Origin of the sequence: Sphingobium fuliginis (assembly GCF_015074805.1) — a bacterium.
Lineage (GTDB): Bacteria > Pseudomonadota > Alphaproteobacteria > Sphingomonadales > Sphingomonadaceae > Sphingobium > Sphingobium fuliginis.
The window spans coordinates 3125874-3142383 of record NZ_CP060035.1 but is presented as its reverse complement, the minus strand read 5'-3'; the positions used below and the strand labels follow the sequence as shown (position 1 = coordinate 3142383).

The window sequence follows — 16510 nt, the reverse complement described above, 5'->3', positions numbered from 1 at the left end:
CCAGCCGCCCCCTCCGTCAGCGAGGCGGGATTTCGTAGGTGACGGGCACCCAGGCATAGCCGCGTTCGGCCTTGCGGATATGCCCCAGTCCGGGAAAGGGCAGGTGCGCGGCGGCGACCAGATAGCGCCCGTCCGCTGCATCCTTCAGCGCCGCCAACCGGCTCGCCGTCGCCTTTGCAGGATCGATGTCGGAATACATGGCCACTTCCGGCAGTTCGAGCTGGACCTGCCCGAAATGCATGATGTCGCCCCAGAAGAGCAGGCGCTCGCCCTTCGATTCCACCTCGAAAAAGGCGTGGCCGGGCGAATGCCCGCGAGAGGCGATGGCGCGTATGCCGGGAAGCACCTCCCCCGTGCCGTCGAAATATTGGAGCCTGCCGCGCCGGCTATATGCGTCCATCGACTCCTTGACCGCCCGGAATCGATATTTGCCGAGCTTGCCCTGATCCTCCGGCGCCTTCGCCGCTTCAGCCGGGTCCAGCCACAGCGCCGCATCGGTCTTGTCGGCATAGACGGTCGCATTGGGGAATGCCGGCTGCCCATCCTTCACCAGGCCGCCGATATGGTCGGGATGCATGTGCGTGATCAGCACGGCATCGACCTGATCCGGCCGGTACCCCGCCGCCCGCAGGCTTTCGGCAAGCCCGCCCAGTCGCGGCCCCAGAACCTTTCCGGCGCCCGTGTCCACCAGCACCAGACGGTCGCCCGTGTTGATCAGGAAGGCATTGACGGACGTGGGCACGGCATCCGGCTCGAACCGCTTGCGCAGCATCGCGGCCACCTCGCCCGCCGTCGTGTTCGTCAAGAGCTTTGCCGGCGGGAAGTCGACGACGCCGTCATTGAGCGCCGTGATCTCATAGTCGCCCAGCATCATGCGATAGAAGCCCGGCGCCTGGCTTTTCACCATCGGCACCTTCGCTGCCGGAGCCTGCGCCGCGCCACCGCCCGCCGCCGCCAACAGGGCGAGGGCGGCTGCCCGCCAGAACCGGCGACGCGCCTGCCCTCCAGGCATTGCGGACCTTCGGCTCAAACGAACATCGGGCATCCACGTCTCTCCCTTCCCGGAACCATGCATGAAATATATTATCTCGATATGCAAGATATAAAAGTCGTTAGATGAGAATTTATATCGCACGGCCACGGCTGGCGCTCGCGCGACATCGCACGATTGGAACGGACAAGGATCAAACAGCAGGCGCGCGATCCCGGCACCGGGCCGGAACCGCCCTGATTTCCGTCCTAACGCGATTTCTTAATCAGCGATCGATGCGTTCGCCTGGAAATCGCTCCGGTCGAGGGCCATGGCGTCATTCGTCCGGGGCGATATGGGAACCCGGCTTGAACGCGATGGCGGTGATCATGATCCCCTGATGGGGATGGGGCAGTTCCTTGACCGCGACGGTGTTGCGCGCAGGGCCTTCGAAACCGAAATAATCGGCATAGACGCGGTTGAAGGTCTCATAATCGGCCATGTCGAGCAGGTGGACCTGAATATCGACGATGTCCGCCAGCGACGCGCCTGCCGTTGCCAGCATGTCCCGGATCGCGTCGAAGATGAAGCGCGCCTGCCGCTCTATGTCGATCACGACCTTGCCGTCTTCCCCGACGGTCGCGCCCTCGAAACTGTCATCCGGCCGCCGCGCGCTGGTGCCCGAAATGAACAGGAAATCCGCCACGCGCTTCAGGTGCGGGAAATTGCCGCGCGGCTTGGCGCGCGACGGGAAAACCCGGCTTTCGATCGACAGCGACCGTTCGATCTGGGTCACGCTGCCGGCGATCGCGGACCGCGCCTTCGCCAACTGCTCGTCGCCCAGCCGCGAACTGGGCGCCGACAGCGCGATCGCCGCCACCACCTGGCCCCGCATGTTATGCAGCGGCAGCGCGATCGAACGAAGCCCCTCCTCCCATTCCTCATTGTCCACCGCATAGCCCTGCTTCGCGATGCGGCCGAGTTCGGCCATGAGCTGCCCCGGATCGACGATGGTGCCGGGCGTGTAGCGCCTGAGCTCCGCATTGGCGAGGAAGCTGGCGCGGTGACTCTCGCTCATCGAGGCGATGAACAGCTTGCCCGCGGAGGTGCAGTGAAGCGGAAACGGCTCGCCCACCGGATGGCTGATGACCAGCGAACGGTCGGGCCGCGCCACGGCCGCATTGATCGCCTGGTTCCCGCTGCGCGCGACGCAGTGGACGGCTTCGCGGAATTCATCGGCCAGCGCCTCCAGATGCGGATGCGCCGCATTCACCAGCAGCACGTCGCCTTCCACCCGGGCGCCAAGGTCGGCCAGGGCCGGCCCCAGATGGAAACCGCCCTTGCGCCCGCGCGCGACCGCACCCTCGCCTTCCAGCGTCAGCAGGAAGCGATGCACCGTCGCCATATTGCTGCCCACCGCGCGGGCAACCTCCGTCGCGCTCAGATCACGACCCGCGCCCGCTATGGCCCGCAGGATCGCAAACGCCCGCGTCACCGAATTATTCTTCGGCGTTAGAACCGGTCCGCGAATGAATACTTCTCCCAATCCAAACCCAAGGCGCCACTCCGGGCGCGAAACTCCAGCTAGCAGCTTCCTTCCACAGGGGAAACCTTCCTGAACAGATGCCACGCACCCTGATTGCGCCTTGACAGACGCTGCAAATCACCATCATATCGCGATATAGGCAATTGAAATCTTATTAATTAAGATAAATAATGGCTATCGTCAGGGCGCGCAACCGCCTGCTGCCACGGCGCTTTCGGAATAACAATATGTTAGGACGCGAGCCCTTTGCTTGAGAGCCTTATTCGGTCGACAATAGGCCCGGAGGGATGACTATGCGGCGCTGTTTCCTTGCCATGGCGATGCTGATCGGCTGCATCGGCTCAGCGCCCGTTCCCGCCCAGAAACCCGCCGCCGACGCCCCCCGGTTCGAACCCGACGCGCAATGGCCAAGGCCCCTGCCCGGCAACTGGATATTGGGCCAGGTCTCGGGCGTCGCCGTCGACAAGGACGATAATGTCTGGATCATCCAGCGGCCGGGTTCGCTGCTCGACGACGAGAAGGGTGCGCAGAAATCTCCGCCTGAGTCGCTTTGCTGCTCGGCTGCTCCGCCGGTCATGAAATTCGACCAGCAAGGCAATCTTCTCGCCGCCTGGGGCGGTGCCGGACAGGGCCATCCATGGGTCCAGATGGAACATGGCATCCATGTCGACGATGCGGGCCATGTCTTCATCGCCGGCAATCTGGACGGCGACCAGGTGCTGGAGTTCACCGGCGACGGCAAGTTCATCCGCCAGTTCGGGGCCGATGACGGCACCAAGGGGTCGAATTCCACGACGCGGCTGGGACGCCCGGCGCATATGATGACGGACAGCGCGGCGAACGAACTCTATGTCGCGGACGGATATGGCAATCGCCGGGTGATCGTCTTCGACCTGTCGACCGGCGCATATAAGCGGCATTGGGGCGGCAGCGGTTCGGTGCCCAATGACGACAAGCTGCCGCCCTATTCGCCAGCTTCGGTATCGCAGGGGTTCAACAATCCGGTCCATTGCGTGCGCATCGCCCGCGACGGTCTGGTCTATGTCTGCGACCGGGCCAACGACCGGATACAGGTGTTCCGCAAGGACGGCAGCTATGTGCGCGAGTTCAAGGTGGAGCCCCAGACGCTGGGCAGCGGATCGGTGTGGGACCTCGTCCTGTCCGAAGACGCCGCGCAGCGCTATATCTTCGTGGCCGACGGCGGCAACGGACAGGTCGTCACCCTGCTCCGCCAGACCGGCGCGTCCGTCACGAAATGGGGCCGCGCGGGCCGCCAGCCCGGCCAGTTCAAGTCGATCCACAACATCGCGATCGATTCGAAAGGCAATCTCTACACGGCGGAAGTCGGTTATGGCCGCAGGGTGCAGCGCTTCAAACGCCAGCATTAAGTCCGGCGGGAAATATCGGCCCCGGCAGGGGGAGGGGGGCGCTCCTTGCCGCATCGCTCCTTTTAAGCGCAACAAGCCAGAGACAATCCCCGGACCGCGGACTTCCGACGGCCCGGATAGCGGCGCGATGACCTGACGGTCCGTCGAAGCGGCCGTTCGCGGGCGGCATCGCATCGCCCCGCCGCCATGAACCGGCGCCTCTCCATCCTGCCGCAGCCGCCTGCAAAAGGCCCGCGACCGGCCGGAATGCGAAATCATGTTGCCAAGATTTGCGCGCGGGAAGAGAAAGGCCTGTCAAAGGAGACTATTTTGCCGCGCAGTAGCACCAAATCCCGGACCGTGACGATCAAGCAGGTCGCGGAGGCCGCTGCGGTTCACCCGTCGACCGTCTCCCGCGCGCTCAACCCAGCGACCCGCTATCTGGTCGCGGAGGAAGTGGCTGAACGCGTGCTCGCGGCGGCGCAGCGCCTTGGCTACCGGCGCAACCTGCTCGCCGCGGGCCTGCGCACCGGCCGCTCGCATCTTGTCGGCATGCTCGTGCCCGACATCGCGAATACCGTCTTTTCCCCGATCCTCAGCGGCGCGGCGGAAAGGCTTGCGGCGGAAGGCTTCTCGACCGTGGTTGCCGATGTGGGGCGGGATTCCAGCCGGCAGCTGGAGATCGTGCGCGAGTTGGCGACGCGGCAGATCGAGGGATTGATCCTGGCGACCGTCCAGCGCGACGACCCGGTGGTCGATTTCTGTCTCGAACAGGGGCTTCCGGCGGTTCTCGTCAACCGGGCGGAGGAAAAGCGCCGATTGTCGGCCGTCGTCTCCGACGACGCGCTGGGAATGCAACTCGCCGTCGACCATGTCGTGGAACTGGGACATCGCAGGATCGCGCATCTCGCAGGGCCGGAGACGGTGTCCACCGGCCATCTGCGGCGGCGCGCCTTTTATGGCGCGATGGAGCAGCACGACCTTCGTTCGACCGAGCCGCTGCACGAAGCAGCCGAAGGCTATTCGCGGGAAGAGGGCGCGATTGCGACCCGCCGCCTGCTGGACCGTGACCCCGACATCACCGCGATCGTCGCCGCAAACGACCTTCTCGCACTGGGCGCCTATGATGCGCTGAAGGAACGCGGCCTTCGATGCCCGGAGGACATATCGATCGTCGGGCATAACGACATGCCCATGATGGATCTGGTGACGCCGCCGCTGACGACGATACGCATCGGCCATAATGCCCTGGGGCGGGAGGCGGCCGACCTTCTGCTGCAACGCATTCGCGGGGATGATCCGGAGATCCGCAACATCGTGCTCGCGCCTTCGCTCGTCGTGCGGGAATCGACTGCCCGGCCCCGGCAAGGGCAGGCAAAGAGGACGCGATCGGCGAAGGCGACGAGAACGGCCGTGGCGGGATAAGCGGAAGGTCCAGCCGAACCGAGGCTGGACGTCAGGCATGGAGCGAAACGCAGACGGGTGAATGCCCAAGCCTTCAGGCGGGGCGACAATAGTTCCAAGAGAATAGCCGAAAGCCGACTGGCTCAATCCGCTGGCCGCGCGCGCCCAGATCGGCGCCAGCCACTATCCAACCGCCTCGCAAGGCATTGATAAATGGTGACCCCTACGGGAGCAATCCCGTAAGAAGCCCAAAAGGTAGAAGAACTAAGAAGGCTTGCGAATCCGCCGTTTTTGGGGCCTCTGACTGTGAGATTTTAGTGTGACTCACGGTTTGGAGGAAGTGATCGGTGGCGGGTGTGGTCCGGTATGTCCGGGAACGCGATGGCGTATATCAATATGAACGTAGGGTTCCGCTGGCGGTTCAGCGGAACGTGCATCGCTATGCCGCCCTGTTCGGCTCGCGTCCCTTATTTCGGCGTTCGTTAAGGACGAAGGATCGGGGAGCGATGCTTACCGCCGCTGCTGCTATCCACGATGAATTTGAAGCCCGTCTGGCGCAGGCGATGAACCGACCGACGTTTGCTCCCGCTTCATCGCTAGAAGGCCACCAAAAGCTTACAGCGGCGGAACTGGAGAGCATCGCCAACCGCTATCGCGATCTTACATCAGAGCCGTTCGAGCGACTAACGCTGCTTGCGGATACAAATGCTGGTGCCGCCGCCGAACTGGACCACGCCTGTTACGAACTCGATCTTCATGCCGACCAAATTTACAGCGCCATCCATGACAAGGGACGGACGGATGATGGCATTGTCCTGACGCCTTTGGACGAAGCCCCGCATGTAATAAGGGATCGTGGTCTGAAAGTGTCTCCGGGCAGTCCTGAGTTTGGTTCGGTCGTCGGTGCCATCCGTGCGGGTATGGTTCAAGGCTATGATCGTATTCATGCCTTACGGACGGGTCTTGTTACCCCTAAGCCAGACTTGACGCGGGCGATCATGGGCGACGGCAAACCGACAGCGGAAGCTGCGCGTATCCGGTCTGTTGTGCATGACTATATTACCTTCAAGGAATTGCCCGTTAAGCAGAAGACGGAAGCCGAACACGCGCTACGTCAGTTTGAAGAGGTCGTAGGGAACAAGCCCCTAGATCAGATTACCAAGCATGACATAATCGCCTTCATCGAACACCTGACTAAGAGTCTGACTCGGAATCGGAATGCAAGTAAAATCAAAGCCTTGCGATTTTGCGAGTGATGAACTGAACGGAAGCAAGGAAGATCCACGCGATCGCGCTCTCAATCGTGCGCTCAAAGTCTTTCGCCAGCCTTCGATTACGATTGAGCCACGCCAATGTTCGTTCGACGACCCAACGGCGTGGCAACACGAGAAAGCCACGGGCGGTGTCTGACCGTTTGACGATCTCGATCGTCCAGTTGCCGGTCTTCATGGCTTTCTTGCTGAATTTCGGCCCGGCATAACCGCCATCGGCAAATATGTGGGGCAGCCATGGGAAGCGCCGATGTATTCGCTTCAGGAGCAGCGGCCCGCCATCCCGATCCTGAATGTCAGCGGTGTGGACGATCACGTCGAGCAACAGACCGAGAGTGTCTGTGAGGATATGGCGCTTGCGTCCCTTGATGCGCTTGCCCGCGTCGTAGCCGCGAGGCCCTCCGCTTTCCGTCGTTTTGACCGACTGGCTGTCGATAATACATGCGCTCGGGCTCGCCTCGCGGGCCTCCAGTTCACGCGCTACCATCACCAGCCTGTGGTTGATTGCCCGCCACAATCCCATGTCGCGAAACCGATAAAACCACCGCTGAACGGTTGTGGCGGGCGGAAACAACCCAGGCGGCAACATCCGCCACGGAAGCCCGCCTCGCAGAAGATACAGCATAGCATCAACAAGCTGGCGCCAATCCCATTTGCGACGCCGACCAAGCGGCAGATCGCCAGGCATCATCGGCTCCAGCACACGCCATTCGGCATCGGTCGTGTCACTTGGCAAACGCAGCCCTTTGCGCGCATGCTGCGCGCGGGTGGTATCGGTCCACATGGGATACTCCGTCGGTGTCTCGCAACTCCGACTGAATCACATGTCGCTGATATCGCCCACCTTTCTTTCAGATCCTATTCCGGTTCAGGCTCTAAGACACTATAAAATATGCGAAGCACTGCCATCGTCGCCTACTCTTAATGATGCAGATTATGCTACGCAAATCATTTAGCTTTGGAAACGAACGCGTGTGGTCACACGGTTTTGAAGCTCTATTTTAAAAGCTTGCCTTCCTACAGGCGTGGCAACCGCATTGTGTCCCGGTAGGCTTCTAGCAAGGCATTTTGACAGGTCTTCGCCACGCGGAAAGCCAAGGCTCCCGGATATACCGACCGAGTGATTCGCCTCTATATCCAACCCAATCCTCTATACCGTTTGCCATTCGCTCAGAGGTTCTAACTACATGCGCTGGATCGTCCCAGCAAATCGCTGCCACCAGCCCTGATTGAGCTTCAACGGCGTCCGCCATCAACGGGTGGCCGGCCGACTCTCGGCGCAAGATACGGATCAGATTACCGATCAAGGGCGTGATGCTCATCTGGAACATCTAGCAAGGTTAAGATCGGACGCGCAACAAAGGGCCGAACCAGCTTCGATTTTTCCGCGAGATAAAACTGTGAGATTTTCAGGACCGCGATCACGCTAAGCCCTTGAAAAATAAGAAATGGTGACCCCTACGGGAATCGAACCCGTGTTTCAGCCGTGAAAGGGCCGCGTCCTAGACCGCTAGACGAAGGGGCCACATGCAGGTCCGCTTGGGCGTCGCTGCGAAGCGAGGCGGGCATTAGGCGGTGGCTCCAGAACGGTCAACCCCCTTTTCGTCATGAAAAGAGCGCGGGGCGAAAATTTGCCGATCCGCTTCTCAATCGGCCCAGGCGGCGTCCTCCAGATGCAGTTCGGCGGCAGGACGGGGGCCCCAATCGTCGATCTTCGCGCGGCCCGCTATCCACAGGCGCCGGTCGCGCGGCGCGCCGAGAATGGCCTGGCCCAGATCGGATTCCGCCTGGCGGAAGGCGATGGTCTTGATCGACCGGCCATCGTCGCCCGCCATGATCGCGCGCAAATGGCCGTTGCCGACGACATCGGCCTTGACCACCCGCATCGGGCCGGAGGCGATGAGCGGCGCAGGCCACCCCGCCCCATAGGGACCGCCGGCGTCGATGGCGGCGACGAAATCCGGATTGACCCCCGCAGGCGCCAGCACGGCGTCGATCAGCAGCGCCCGGTCGTCCCGCGCCCTCGCGACGGCGTTGGCGAGCCGTTCGTCGAGGAAGTCGGCCAGCGCATCCACCTTGTCCGCCGCGACCGTCAGGCCCGCCGCCATAGCATGACCACCACCCGCGACCAGCAGGCCGCTATCCTTCGCCGCCAGGATCGCCGCGCCCAGATCGACGCCGGAGATGGAGCGGCCCGACCCCTTGCCGACGCCTTCCTCATCCAGGGCGACGACGATGGCGGGGCGCCCCGCCTTCTCCTTGATGCGCCCGGCGACGATGCCGATCACGCCGGGATGCCAACCCGCGCCGGACACCAGCGCCACCGCTCGATTGCCCTGCGCCGCGAGCAGTTCCTCCGCCTCCGCCTGCACCGCCGCCTCTATGGCGCGGCGTTCCTCATTGAGCCGGTCCAGCTCCTGCGCGATCTTCGCCGCTTCCGCCGGATCGTCGGTGATCAGCAGCCGCACCCCCAGATCCGCCTTGCCCACGCGCCCGCCCGCATTGATGCGCGGGCCAAGCGCGAAGCCCAGATCGTGGCACAGCGGCGCGCGCGTCAGGCGGCTGGCGTCGATCAGGGCGGAAAGGCCGATATTGCGCCGCTTCGCCATGATCTTCAGCCCCTGCGCGACGAAGGCGCGGTTGAGGCCCTTCAGTTGCGCCACATCCGCCACCGTGCCCAGCGCGACGATGTCGAGCAGTTCCATCAAGGGCGGCTCGGCACGCCGGTCGAACCAGCCGCGTCTGCGCAGCACGCGGATCAATGCCGCACCGAGCAGGAAGGCCACGCCCACGGCCGCCAGATGACCGTGCGCCGCCGCTTCCTCCGCTTCGTCCAGGCGGTTGGGGTTCACCAGCGCCAGCGCCTCGGGCAGGGCGGCGGCGCATTTATGATGGTCGACCACCACGACATCGACTCCTGCCGCCTTCGCCATGGCGAGCGCCTCGAACGCCTGCGCGCCGCAGTCCACCGTGACGATCAGCGTCGCCCCCTCGCCCGCCAGCCGCACCAGCGCCTCGCCGGAGGGGCCGTATCCCTCCATCAGCCGGTCGGGAATATAGGGCCGCGCCGCCAGCCCCAGATCGCGCAGCAGGCGTATCAGCAGCGCCGCGCTGGTCGCGCCGTCGACATCATAATCGCCGAAGATGCGCACATCCTCCCCGCGCACCACCGCATCGGCCAGCCGTTCGGCGGCGGCGTCCATGTCTCGGAACAGGCTGGGGTCGGGCATGAAATGGCGGATGGTGGGGTTGCGGTGCGCCTCCACCGCCTCACGCGGGCAACCGCGCGCCAGCAGCAATTGCGTGACCAGATCGTCGGGCCGATAACCGGGATCGCGCCCGTCGCCATTGCCCCCGCGCCACCGCCAGGGCTGGCCAAGGATAGAGCGGGTGATGTTGAGCGCGATGGTCATGCCGCCGGTCTAGACCGGTTGGGATTCGGAGGGAAGCACCTGCCTTCATGACGCAGGCGGAACCGAAGCAACCGCTTGCGCGTATTGCCTGTTCGCGCCCTGAACGGGCGAAGGACAAAGGGGCAAAGCGGGTTTCCATGGGTTCAAGGCAGAAGCGGGTCCGGCGAGCCTTGGGTCTGATGATGATGGCGGCCTCTCCCCTCCCTCTGATGGCGCAGACGCCTTCGCCGCAACAGCAGGAAGAACCGATCCTGCCCGACAGCGAGTTCGAGGCGCGCCTGCCCAAGACGGGGGAAACGCCAACGGGCACCGGCGCGCCGCTGCCCTCCATAGACCAGTGGATCGACCAGCAGATGCCCGAAGCCGGCGCGGCGCAGCAACTGCCGCCAGCGGTCGAGCCGCAGGAGGAGCGTGAACTGGCCCAGCCGCTGCCGCCGCTCGACAGCGTGCAGGTGCCGGCGCAGGTCGCGACTGACGGCAACCCCGATGAAAAGACCCAGGCGGTGCGCTATTCGGTGGCGTTGGAAGGCTTCGGCAAGACCGGGCTGGAGCCGGCGTTCCGCGATTCCTCCGCCCTGATCGACGGCGGCGGCAAGGCCGACACGGCGGCAATGGTGCAGGCCCGGGCCCATGAGGATGAGGCGCTCGCCATAAGGCTGCTCTATGCTGAGGGCTATTATGACGCGACCGCGCTCGCATCGCTCGACCAGACGGGCGACGGGGCGTTGAAGGCCGTCCTCTCGGTCACGCCGGGGAAGCGCTACAGGATCGGGGACATCGTCATCAACGCCGGGCCGACCGTGCCGCCCGGCCTGATCCGCGACAGCCTGCCGCTCAAGACCGGCGACTATATCGTCGCGGCGGCGGTCGAGGGGGCGGAGGCCAATGTCGGCGTCAAGCTGCCGGAAAATGGCTATCCCTTCGCGAAGGTCGGGCAGCGGGACATATTGCTCGACCCCGCGACGGTGACGGGAGACTATACCCTGCCGGTGGAGACGGGCCCGCGCGGATCGTTCCGGGGGATCACCACCACCGGCGAGAAGCAGGCCTTCGGCGCCGATCATATGAAGGTCATCAGCCGCTTCAGGCCGGGCGAGCTTTACGACAGCCGCAAGGTCGACGACCTCCGCCGGGCGCTGGTGGCGACGGGGCTGTTCTCCAGCATCTCGGTCGATCCGGTCAGGACCAGCGAGCCGGGACCGGACGGCACAGAATATGTCGACCTGGAAGTCGCGCAGGAGGCCGGCAAGCCGCGCACGCTGGCGGGCGAGCTGGGCTATGGCACCGGCCAGGGCTTCCGCGCGGAGGGAACATGGACCCACCGCAACCTCTTCCCGCCCGAAGGCGCGCTGATCGCCAGCGTGATCGCCGGAACGCAGGAACAGGGCGCGTCGGGCACCTTCCGCCGATCCAATGCGGGCAAGCGCGACAAGACCTTCCAGACCGGCATCACGCTCAATCACCAGAATTACGACGCCTATGAAGCCTATACGGCGGGTCTCAACATCGGCTGGTCGCGGCAGTCGACGCCGATCTTCCAGAAGCGCTGGACCTACAGCTATGGCGCGGAAGTGCTGCTGACCAACGAACAGGTGGTGGTGGATCCGGCGACGGCGGACAAGACGCGGCGGACCTATTTCATCGGCGGCCTGCCGGTGCAACTCGGCTATGACCGGTCCAACGACCTGCTGAACCCGACCAGGGGTTTCCGCGCCAATCTGCGCGCGGAACCGGAAGGATCGTTGCAGGGCAGCTTCTCCCCCTATCTGCGCGCGACATTCGACCTCACCGGCTATTATCCCCTGTCGGACAGCCTGGTGATCGCCGCGCGCACGCGGGTCGGCACGATCAGCGGGGTGAAGCGCGACGATGTGGCGCCCTCACGACGGATCTATGCCGGCGGGGGGGGATCGGTACGCGGCTATGGCTATCAGGAACTGGGGCCGAAGGACGCGAACAACGATCCGATCGGCGGCCGGTCCGTCAATGAATTCGCGGTCGAGGGCCGTTACCGATTCGGGGACTATGGCGTGGTCGCCTTCGTCGATGCGGGCCAGGTCTATGAAAGTTCCATGCCGCAATTTTCCGACATCCGGTACGGCGTGGGCGTCGGCGGCCGCTTCTACACCAATTTCGGTCCCTTCCGCGCAGACATAGCCATGCCGATCAACCGGCAGCCGGGCGAATCCAAATTCGCGCTCTATATCGGCATCGGACAGGCATTCTGATGGCCGAGGAAACCGCCACCGTCGTCGTTAGGCGTCCCCTCTGGCAGAAGATCGTCCTGTGGGTCGTCGGGCTGGTCGTCGCCCTGATCGTGCTGGTCGCCGGGCTGCTGCTGTTCCTGAACACCCAGCCGGGCAAGAAATTCCTGATCCGACAGATCGCCGCGCTGAAGCTGGAATCCGGCATGGGCATATCGGTCGGGCGGATCGAAGGGTCGATCTACAGCGACATGGTGATCCACGATCTGGTGCTGCGCGATCCCAAGGGGCCGTTCGCCGCCTCCCCGCGGGTCCATGTGGTATGGAGCCCGTTCCGCTACATCGACAACCATATTTCGGTGCGGCTGCTGGAAAGCCCGCTGGTGGTGCTGGCGCGCAGCCCGCAGTTCAACGTGACGAAAAGCGATCCCAATGCGCCGATCCTGCCCGACCTCGACATCGACGTCGATCGGCTGAAGATCGCGAGGTTCCTCGTCGCCAGGCCGGTGATCGGCCAGAAGCGGGAGATCGCCATCGACGGCGTGACCCATATCGCGGACGGCCGCGCCATATTGTCGGCCAATGCGGTGGTGGACAGCGGCGACCGCCTGCAGGCCAATCTGGACGCCGTGCCCGCGCAGAACCGCCTGTCCATGAAGGGCACGCTGACCGCGCCGAAGGGCGGCGTCATCGCGGCGATGAGCGGCCTGACCGACGGCTTCACCGCAACGCTGGACGGCCGGGGCACGTGGCAGGCGTGGAACGGGCGGCTGGTCGCGACGTCCGGCAAGGGCGAGTTGGCGAATATCGCGCTCGCCGCTCGCGACGGCAATTTCACCGCCAAGGGGCCGCTGCGGCCCGGGCTGGTCTTTGCGGGGACCGTCGACCGGCTGACGACGCCGTCGCTTGACGTCGACCTGTTCGCGGGCCTGAACGAGCGGCGGGTGAACCTCAAAGGCTCACTGAAATCCCCCGCCCTGTCCGCCACCGCGCAGGGTCTGGTCGACCTTGGCCAAAGCCGCTTCAGCGCGCTCAGGATCGACGCCGCCCTGCTCACCCCCGGCGCGATCATGGAGAAGGTGAAGGGCCGCGATGTGCGCGCTTCGGTGATCCTCGACGGGCCGATGGCGACGCCCTTCATCGACTATGACATCACGGCGAAGCATATCGCCTTCGACGCCACGGGGATCGAAAATCTGAAGGCCAGCGGGCGCGCCGTGATCGACGCCGACCGCATCCGCATTCCGGTAAGCGCCACCGCCAGCCGCGTCACCGGCCTCAATGCCGCGGCGGGCGGCCTGCTCAACAATCTGCGGGTGAAGGGCGACTTCGCCTATGCCGCGGGCAAGCTCATCAGCGACAATCTGAAGATCGACAGCGACCGGGTGGACGCCACCGCCATCGTGCTGGCCGACATGGAAAACGCCATCTATCGCGGCGCGCTCAAGGGCCGGGTCAACGACTACAGGATCGACGGCGTCGGCATCGTCAATCTCAACACCGATGTGAAGCTGGTGCCAGGGCCCCGGGGCGGCTTCGGCCTGTCCGGCCGTTTCGGCGTCCGCACGGCCCGTTGGGAGAACGCCTCCGTCCGCGATTTCCTGGGCGGCAATGCCGTCGCCTCCGGCAGCATCGGCATGACGCCGGAGGGGAAGTTCACCCTCACCGGCCTGAAAGGCGCGGCGCCCAATTTCCGGATCCACAGCGGTTCGGGCAGCTATGATACCGACGGCCGGATCGCCTTCGACGCCAGGGCGACCTCCAACCAATATGGCCCGCTGGCGCTGACCGTGCGCGGCACGATGGAGCGGCCCAATGCCGTGCTCCGCGCCGCTCGGCCCAATGTCGGCGTGCAGCTTTACGACGTGGTGGCGAAGCTGAATGGCGAAGCGGCGGGCTATCGGCTCGAAGCCACGGGCGGGTCCGCCTATTATGGCCCCTTCTTCGCCAATGTGCTGATCCGCACTGCCAGGGGGCCGCTCACCATCGACATAGCCAGGGCGCGTTTCGCCGGCATCGACATGAACGGCCGCGTGCAGCAGAGCGCCGCCGGTCCCTTCACCGGGCAACTTGCCATGAACGGTTCCGGCATCACCGGCGCGGTCCGGCTGATGGCGGTGGGCAAGGCGCAGGGCGCGCAGTTGAGCGCCACCGCCAGCAATGCGAAACTGCCGGGCGAAGCGGATGTGGTGATCGGCCGGGCGCTGATCACGGCGAACATGGTGCTGGCCGAACAGCCGCAGATCAACGCCGACGTGCAGATGGCGAACGCCGCCTATGGCGACTATATCGTGCGCAAGGCGCGCGGCCGGATCGACTATCGCGGCGGACGCGGCCGGGCGCAGTTGGTCGCTGACGGATCGACCGGCGTGCCCTTCTCCATCGCCATGAACGCCGCGTTGCGCCCGACGCTCTACGCCGTTGCGCTGGAGGGACGGGCGAGCAACATCCCCTTCCGCTTCGCCCGGCCTGCCATCATCCGGATCGAGAAGGAAGGCTATCGCCTCGAACCCTCAACGCTGGTGCTGCCGCAGGGCCGGGTCGACCTGGCGGGGCGCTTCGGCCGGCAGACGGCGATGCAGGCGCGGTTCAAGGATTTCGACCTCGCCATCGTCAACATGGCCTCTCCGGGATTGGGAATTGGCGGGAAAGCGACCGGCACGCTGGATTTCGCGCAGAATGGCTCCGCCTTCCCCACCGCGACCACGCGCCTCGCGATCAACGACTTCCGCCGCTCCAGCCTGACCGCCGTGTCCGATCCGGTGTCGATGGCAATCGAGGGCAAGCTGTCGAACGCAGGCGGCGACATGCGCGGCCTCATCCGGCGCGGCAATGCGACGCTGGGCCGTTTCGTCGCGACGCTGGCGCCGCCGGGACCCGGGGCGAGTTGGGCGCAGCAATTGCAATCCGCGCCCTTGGGCGGCGGCATCCGCTATGCCGGGCCGGCCGATGTGCTGTTTTCCTTCGCCGGGCTGGCCGACCAGCAATTGACGGGGCCGATCGCCGTCGCGGCGGATTTCGGGGGGCGGCTAACTGCGCCGCGGCTCAACGGGCTGGTCCGCGCCAATGCCCTGACCTACGAGAATGAGACCTTCGGCACGCGCGTCACGCAGATGCGGCTGGATGGGCGCTTCACCAATGACCGGCTCGACCTGCGCGACTTTTCCGGGCGGGCAGGCGAAGGCACGGTGCAGGCCAGCGGCACGGTGGGGCTGGCGGCGGAGAGCGGCTATCCGATGAACATAGCCGTGAAGCTGAACCGCGCCCGCCTCGCCCGCAGCGAAGCGATCACCAGCGTGGTCAGCGGCACGCTGGCCATCACCAACAGCCCGGCCAATGGCGGCCTGATCAGGGGCGACCTTTCGCTTCCGGAAACGCGCTACCGCGTCGCCTGGCAGGGGGGCAGCGACATTCGCCAGTTGACGGGCGTGCGCCGCAAGGGCGAAGGGACCGACCTGCTCGACCAGCGCCTTGCGGCACGGCAGGCGGCCGCCAGGCCCACCCCATGGAAGCTGGACGTGCGCGTTCGCGCCGATAACGAAATCTATGTGACCGGCATGGGCCTCGATTCCGAATGGAAGACGAACATGCGCGTCACCGGCACCGCGAACGATCCGCGCGTGGTCGGCAAGATCGAGGTGATACGCGGCCGCTACAGCTTCTCGGGCCATCAGTTCGATCTGGAGCAGGGCATCATCACCTTCAACGGACCGATGATGAATCCCACGCTGGCGATCCGCGCCGAAACCCGGATCGACGATGTGACGGCAGGCATAGCGGTGGGCGGCACGGCGCAACGGCCCGACATCGCCTTCGTTTCCACGCCGACGCTGCCGCAGGACGAGATATTGGCGCGCATCCTGTTCGGGGACAATGTGGCGAACCTGTCGGCCACCCAGGCGATCCAGTTGGCGGCGGCGCTCAACGGTCTGCGTGGGGGCGGAGGCGGGCTCAATCCCATGGGCAAGCTGCAAAATGCGTCGGGCGTCGACCGGATCGGCATCGTCGGCGGCGACGAGGCGACGGGGCGCGGCACTTCCCTCGCCGTCGGGCAGCATATCTCCAACAACATCTATGTTGAGGTGATCACCGATCCCAAGGGCTTCACCGCCACCCAGCTCGAAATCTCCCTGTCCAAGACGCTCAGCCTTTTGTCGAAGACCGGCACCAATGCGGGTTCTTCAGCCAATCTGCGCTATTCGAAGGATTATTGACGCCATCGGCAGTCGGATGGAAATGTCCGGGGGCGAGTTCAAGGGGCGACTTTGCTGGATGCTTGAGGGCGGGAAACCGGGTCTGAATGCAGGGCGAGATTCCTGCGATTCACCACGCTCC

9 protein-coding genes and 1 tRNA gene are annotated in these 16510 nt (G+C 64.7%); 5 read left to right on the top strand and 5 right to left on the bottom strand.

Annotated elements, in window-relative coordinates; genetic code table 11:
* Positions 1–16: 16 nt before the first annotated feature.
* A complete protein-coding gene (locus tag H5V43_RS15180; RefSeq protein WP_025549692.1) occupies positions 17–1012 on the bottom strand; it encodes an MBL fold metallo-hydrolase in 996 nt (331 codons plus the stop codon).
* Positions 1013–1307: 295 nt separating this feature from the next.
* Positions 1308–2465, bottom strand: coding sequence for an IclR family transcriptional regulator domain-containing protein (locus H5V43_RS15175; RefSeq protein ID WP_137710225.1), 1158 nt, complete (start codon positions 2463–2465; stop codon positions 1308–1310).
* 344 nt (positions 2466–2809) lie between these two features.
* On the opposite strand from H5V43_RS15175, the gene H5V43_RS15170 reads away from it, so the two are divergent.
* The 3 genes from H5V43_RS15170 to H5V43_RS15160 all read left to right on the top strand — a co-directional run bounded on the left by H5V43_RS15170 (position 2810) and on the right by H5V43_RS15160 (position 6543).
* The gene (locus H5V43_RS15170; RefSeq protein ID WP_200887625.1) at positions 2810–3904 is read left to right on the top strand and encodes an NHL repeat-containing protein; all 1095 of its coding nucleotides are present in this window, start codon (positions 2810–2812) and stop codon (positions 3902–3904) included.
* A 309-nt stretch (positions 3905–4213) separates the two neighbouring features.
* On the top strand, positions 4214–5308 hold the full coding sequence (locus H5V43_RS15165) for a LacI family DNA-binding transcriptional regulator (protein WP_037482940.1): 1095 nt from the start codon (positions 4214–4216) through the stop codon (positions 5306–5308).
* A 326-nt stretch (positions 5309–5634) separates the two neighbouring features.
* Positions 5635–6543, top strand: coding sequence for a DUF6538 domain-containing protein (locus H5V43_RS15160; RefSeq protein WP_146001572.1), 909 nt, complete (start codon positions 5635–5637; stop codon positions 6541–6543).
* Here the strand turns inward: H5V43_RS15160 and H5V43_RS15155 are convergent.
* The 3 genes from H5V43_RS15155 to recJ form a co-directional block, all read right to left on the bottom strand.
* Entirely contained in the window at positions 6518–7342 is an 825-nt protein-coding gene (locus H5V43_RS15155) for an IS5 family transposase (RefSeq protein ID WP_193666712.1), read from the bottom strand. The genes H5V43_RS15160 and H5V43_RS15155 overlap by 26 nt on opposite strands.
* A 665-nt stretch (positions 7343–8007) precedes the next feature.
* Positions 8008–8083, bottom strand: a tRNA-Glu gene (locus H5V43_RS15150).
* Between the two features lie 121 nt (positions 8084–8204).
* A complete protein-coding gene (gene recJ / locus H5V43_RS15145) occupies positions 8205–9971 on the bottom strand; it encodes a single-stranded-DNA-specific exonuclease RecJ (RefSeq protein WP_099185241.1) in 1767 nt (588 codons plus the stop codon).
* Positions 9972–10108: 137 nt separating this feature from the next.
* Between recJ and H5V43_RS15140 the strand changes: the two genes are divergently transcribed.
* Both H5V43_RS15140 and H5V43_RS15135 read left to right on the top strand, forming a co-directional pair.
* Complete coding sequence (locus H5V43_RS15140) at positions 10109–12199, top strand: autotransporter assembly complex protein TamA (protein ID WP_025547441.1); 2091 nt, start codon at positions 10109–10111, stop codon at positions 12197–12199.
* Entirely contained in the window at positions 12199–16389 is a 4191-nt protein-coding gene (locus tag H5V43_RS15135; RefSeq protein WP_193666711.1) for a translocation/assembly module TamB domain-containing protein, read from the top strand. The genes H5V43_RS15140 and H5V43_RS15135 overlap by 1 nt, the downstream gene beginning before the upstream one ends.
* Positions 16390–16510 lie beyond the last annotated feature (121 nt).

Excerpts from the sequence above, each read along its gene's own strand:
- H5V43_RS15170 (WP_200887625.1), top strand. The coding sequence starts at position 2,810 with ATGCGGCGCTGTTTCCTTGCCATGGCGATGCTGATCGGCTGCATCGGC.
- H5V43_RS15180 (WP_025549692.1), bottom strand. The coding sequence starts at position 1,012 with ATGCCTGGAGGGCAGGCGCGTCGCCGGTTCTGGCGGGCAGCCGCCCTC.
- recJ (WP_099185241.1), bottom strand. The coding sequence starts at position 9,971 with ATGACCATCGCGCTCAACATCACCCGCTCTATCCTTGGCCAGCCCTGG.
- H5V43_RS15140 (WP_025547441.1), top strand. The coding sequence starts at position 10,109 with ATGGGTTCAAGGCAGAAGCGGGTCCGGCGAGCCTTGGGTCTGATGATG.
- H5V43_RS15135 (WP_193666711.1), top strand. The coding sequence starts at position 12,199 with ATGGCCGAGGAAACCGCCACCGTCGTCGTTAGGCGTCCCCTCTGGCAG.
- H5V43_RS15155 (WP_193666712.1), bottom strand. The coding sequence starts at position 7,342 with ATGTGGACCGATACCACCCGCGCGCAGCATGCGCGCAAAGGGCTGCGT.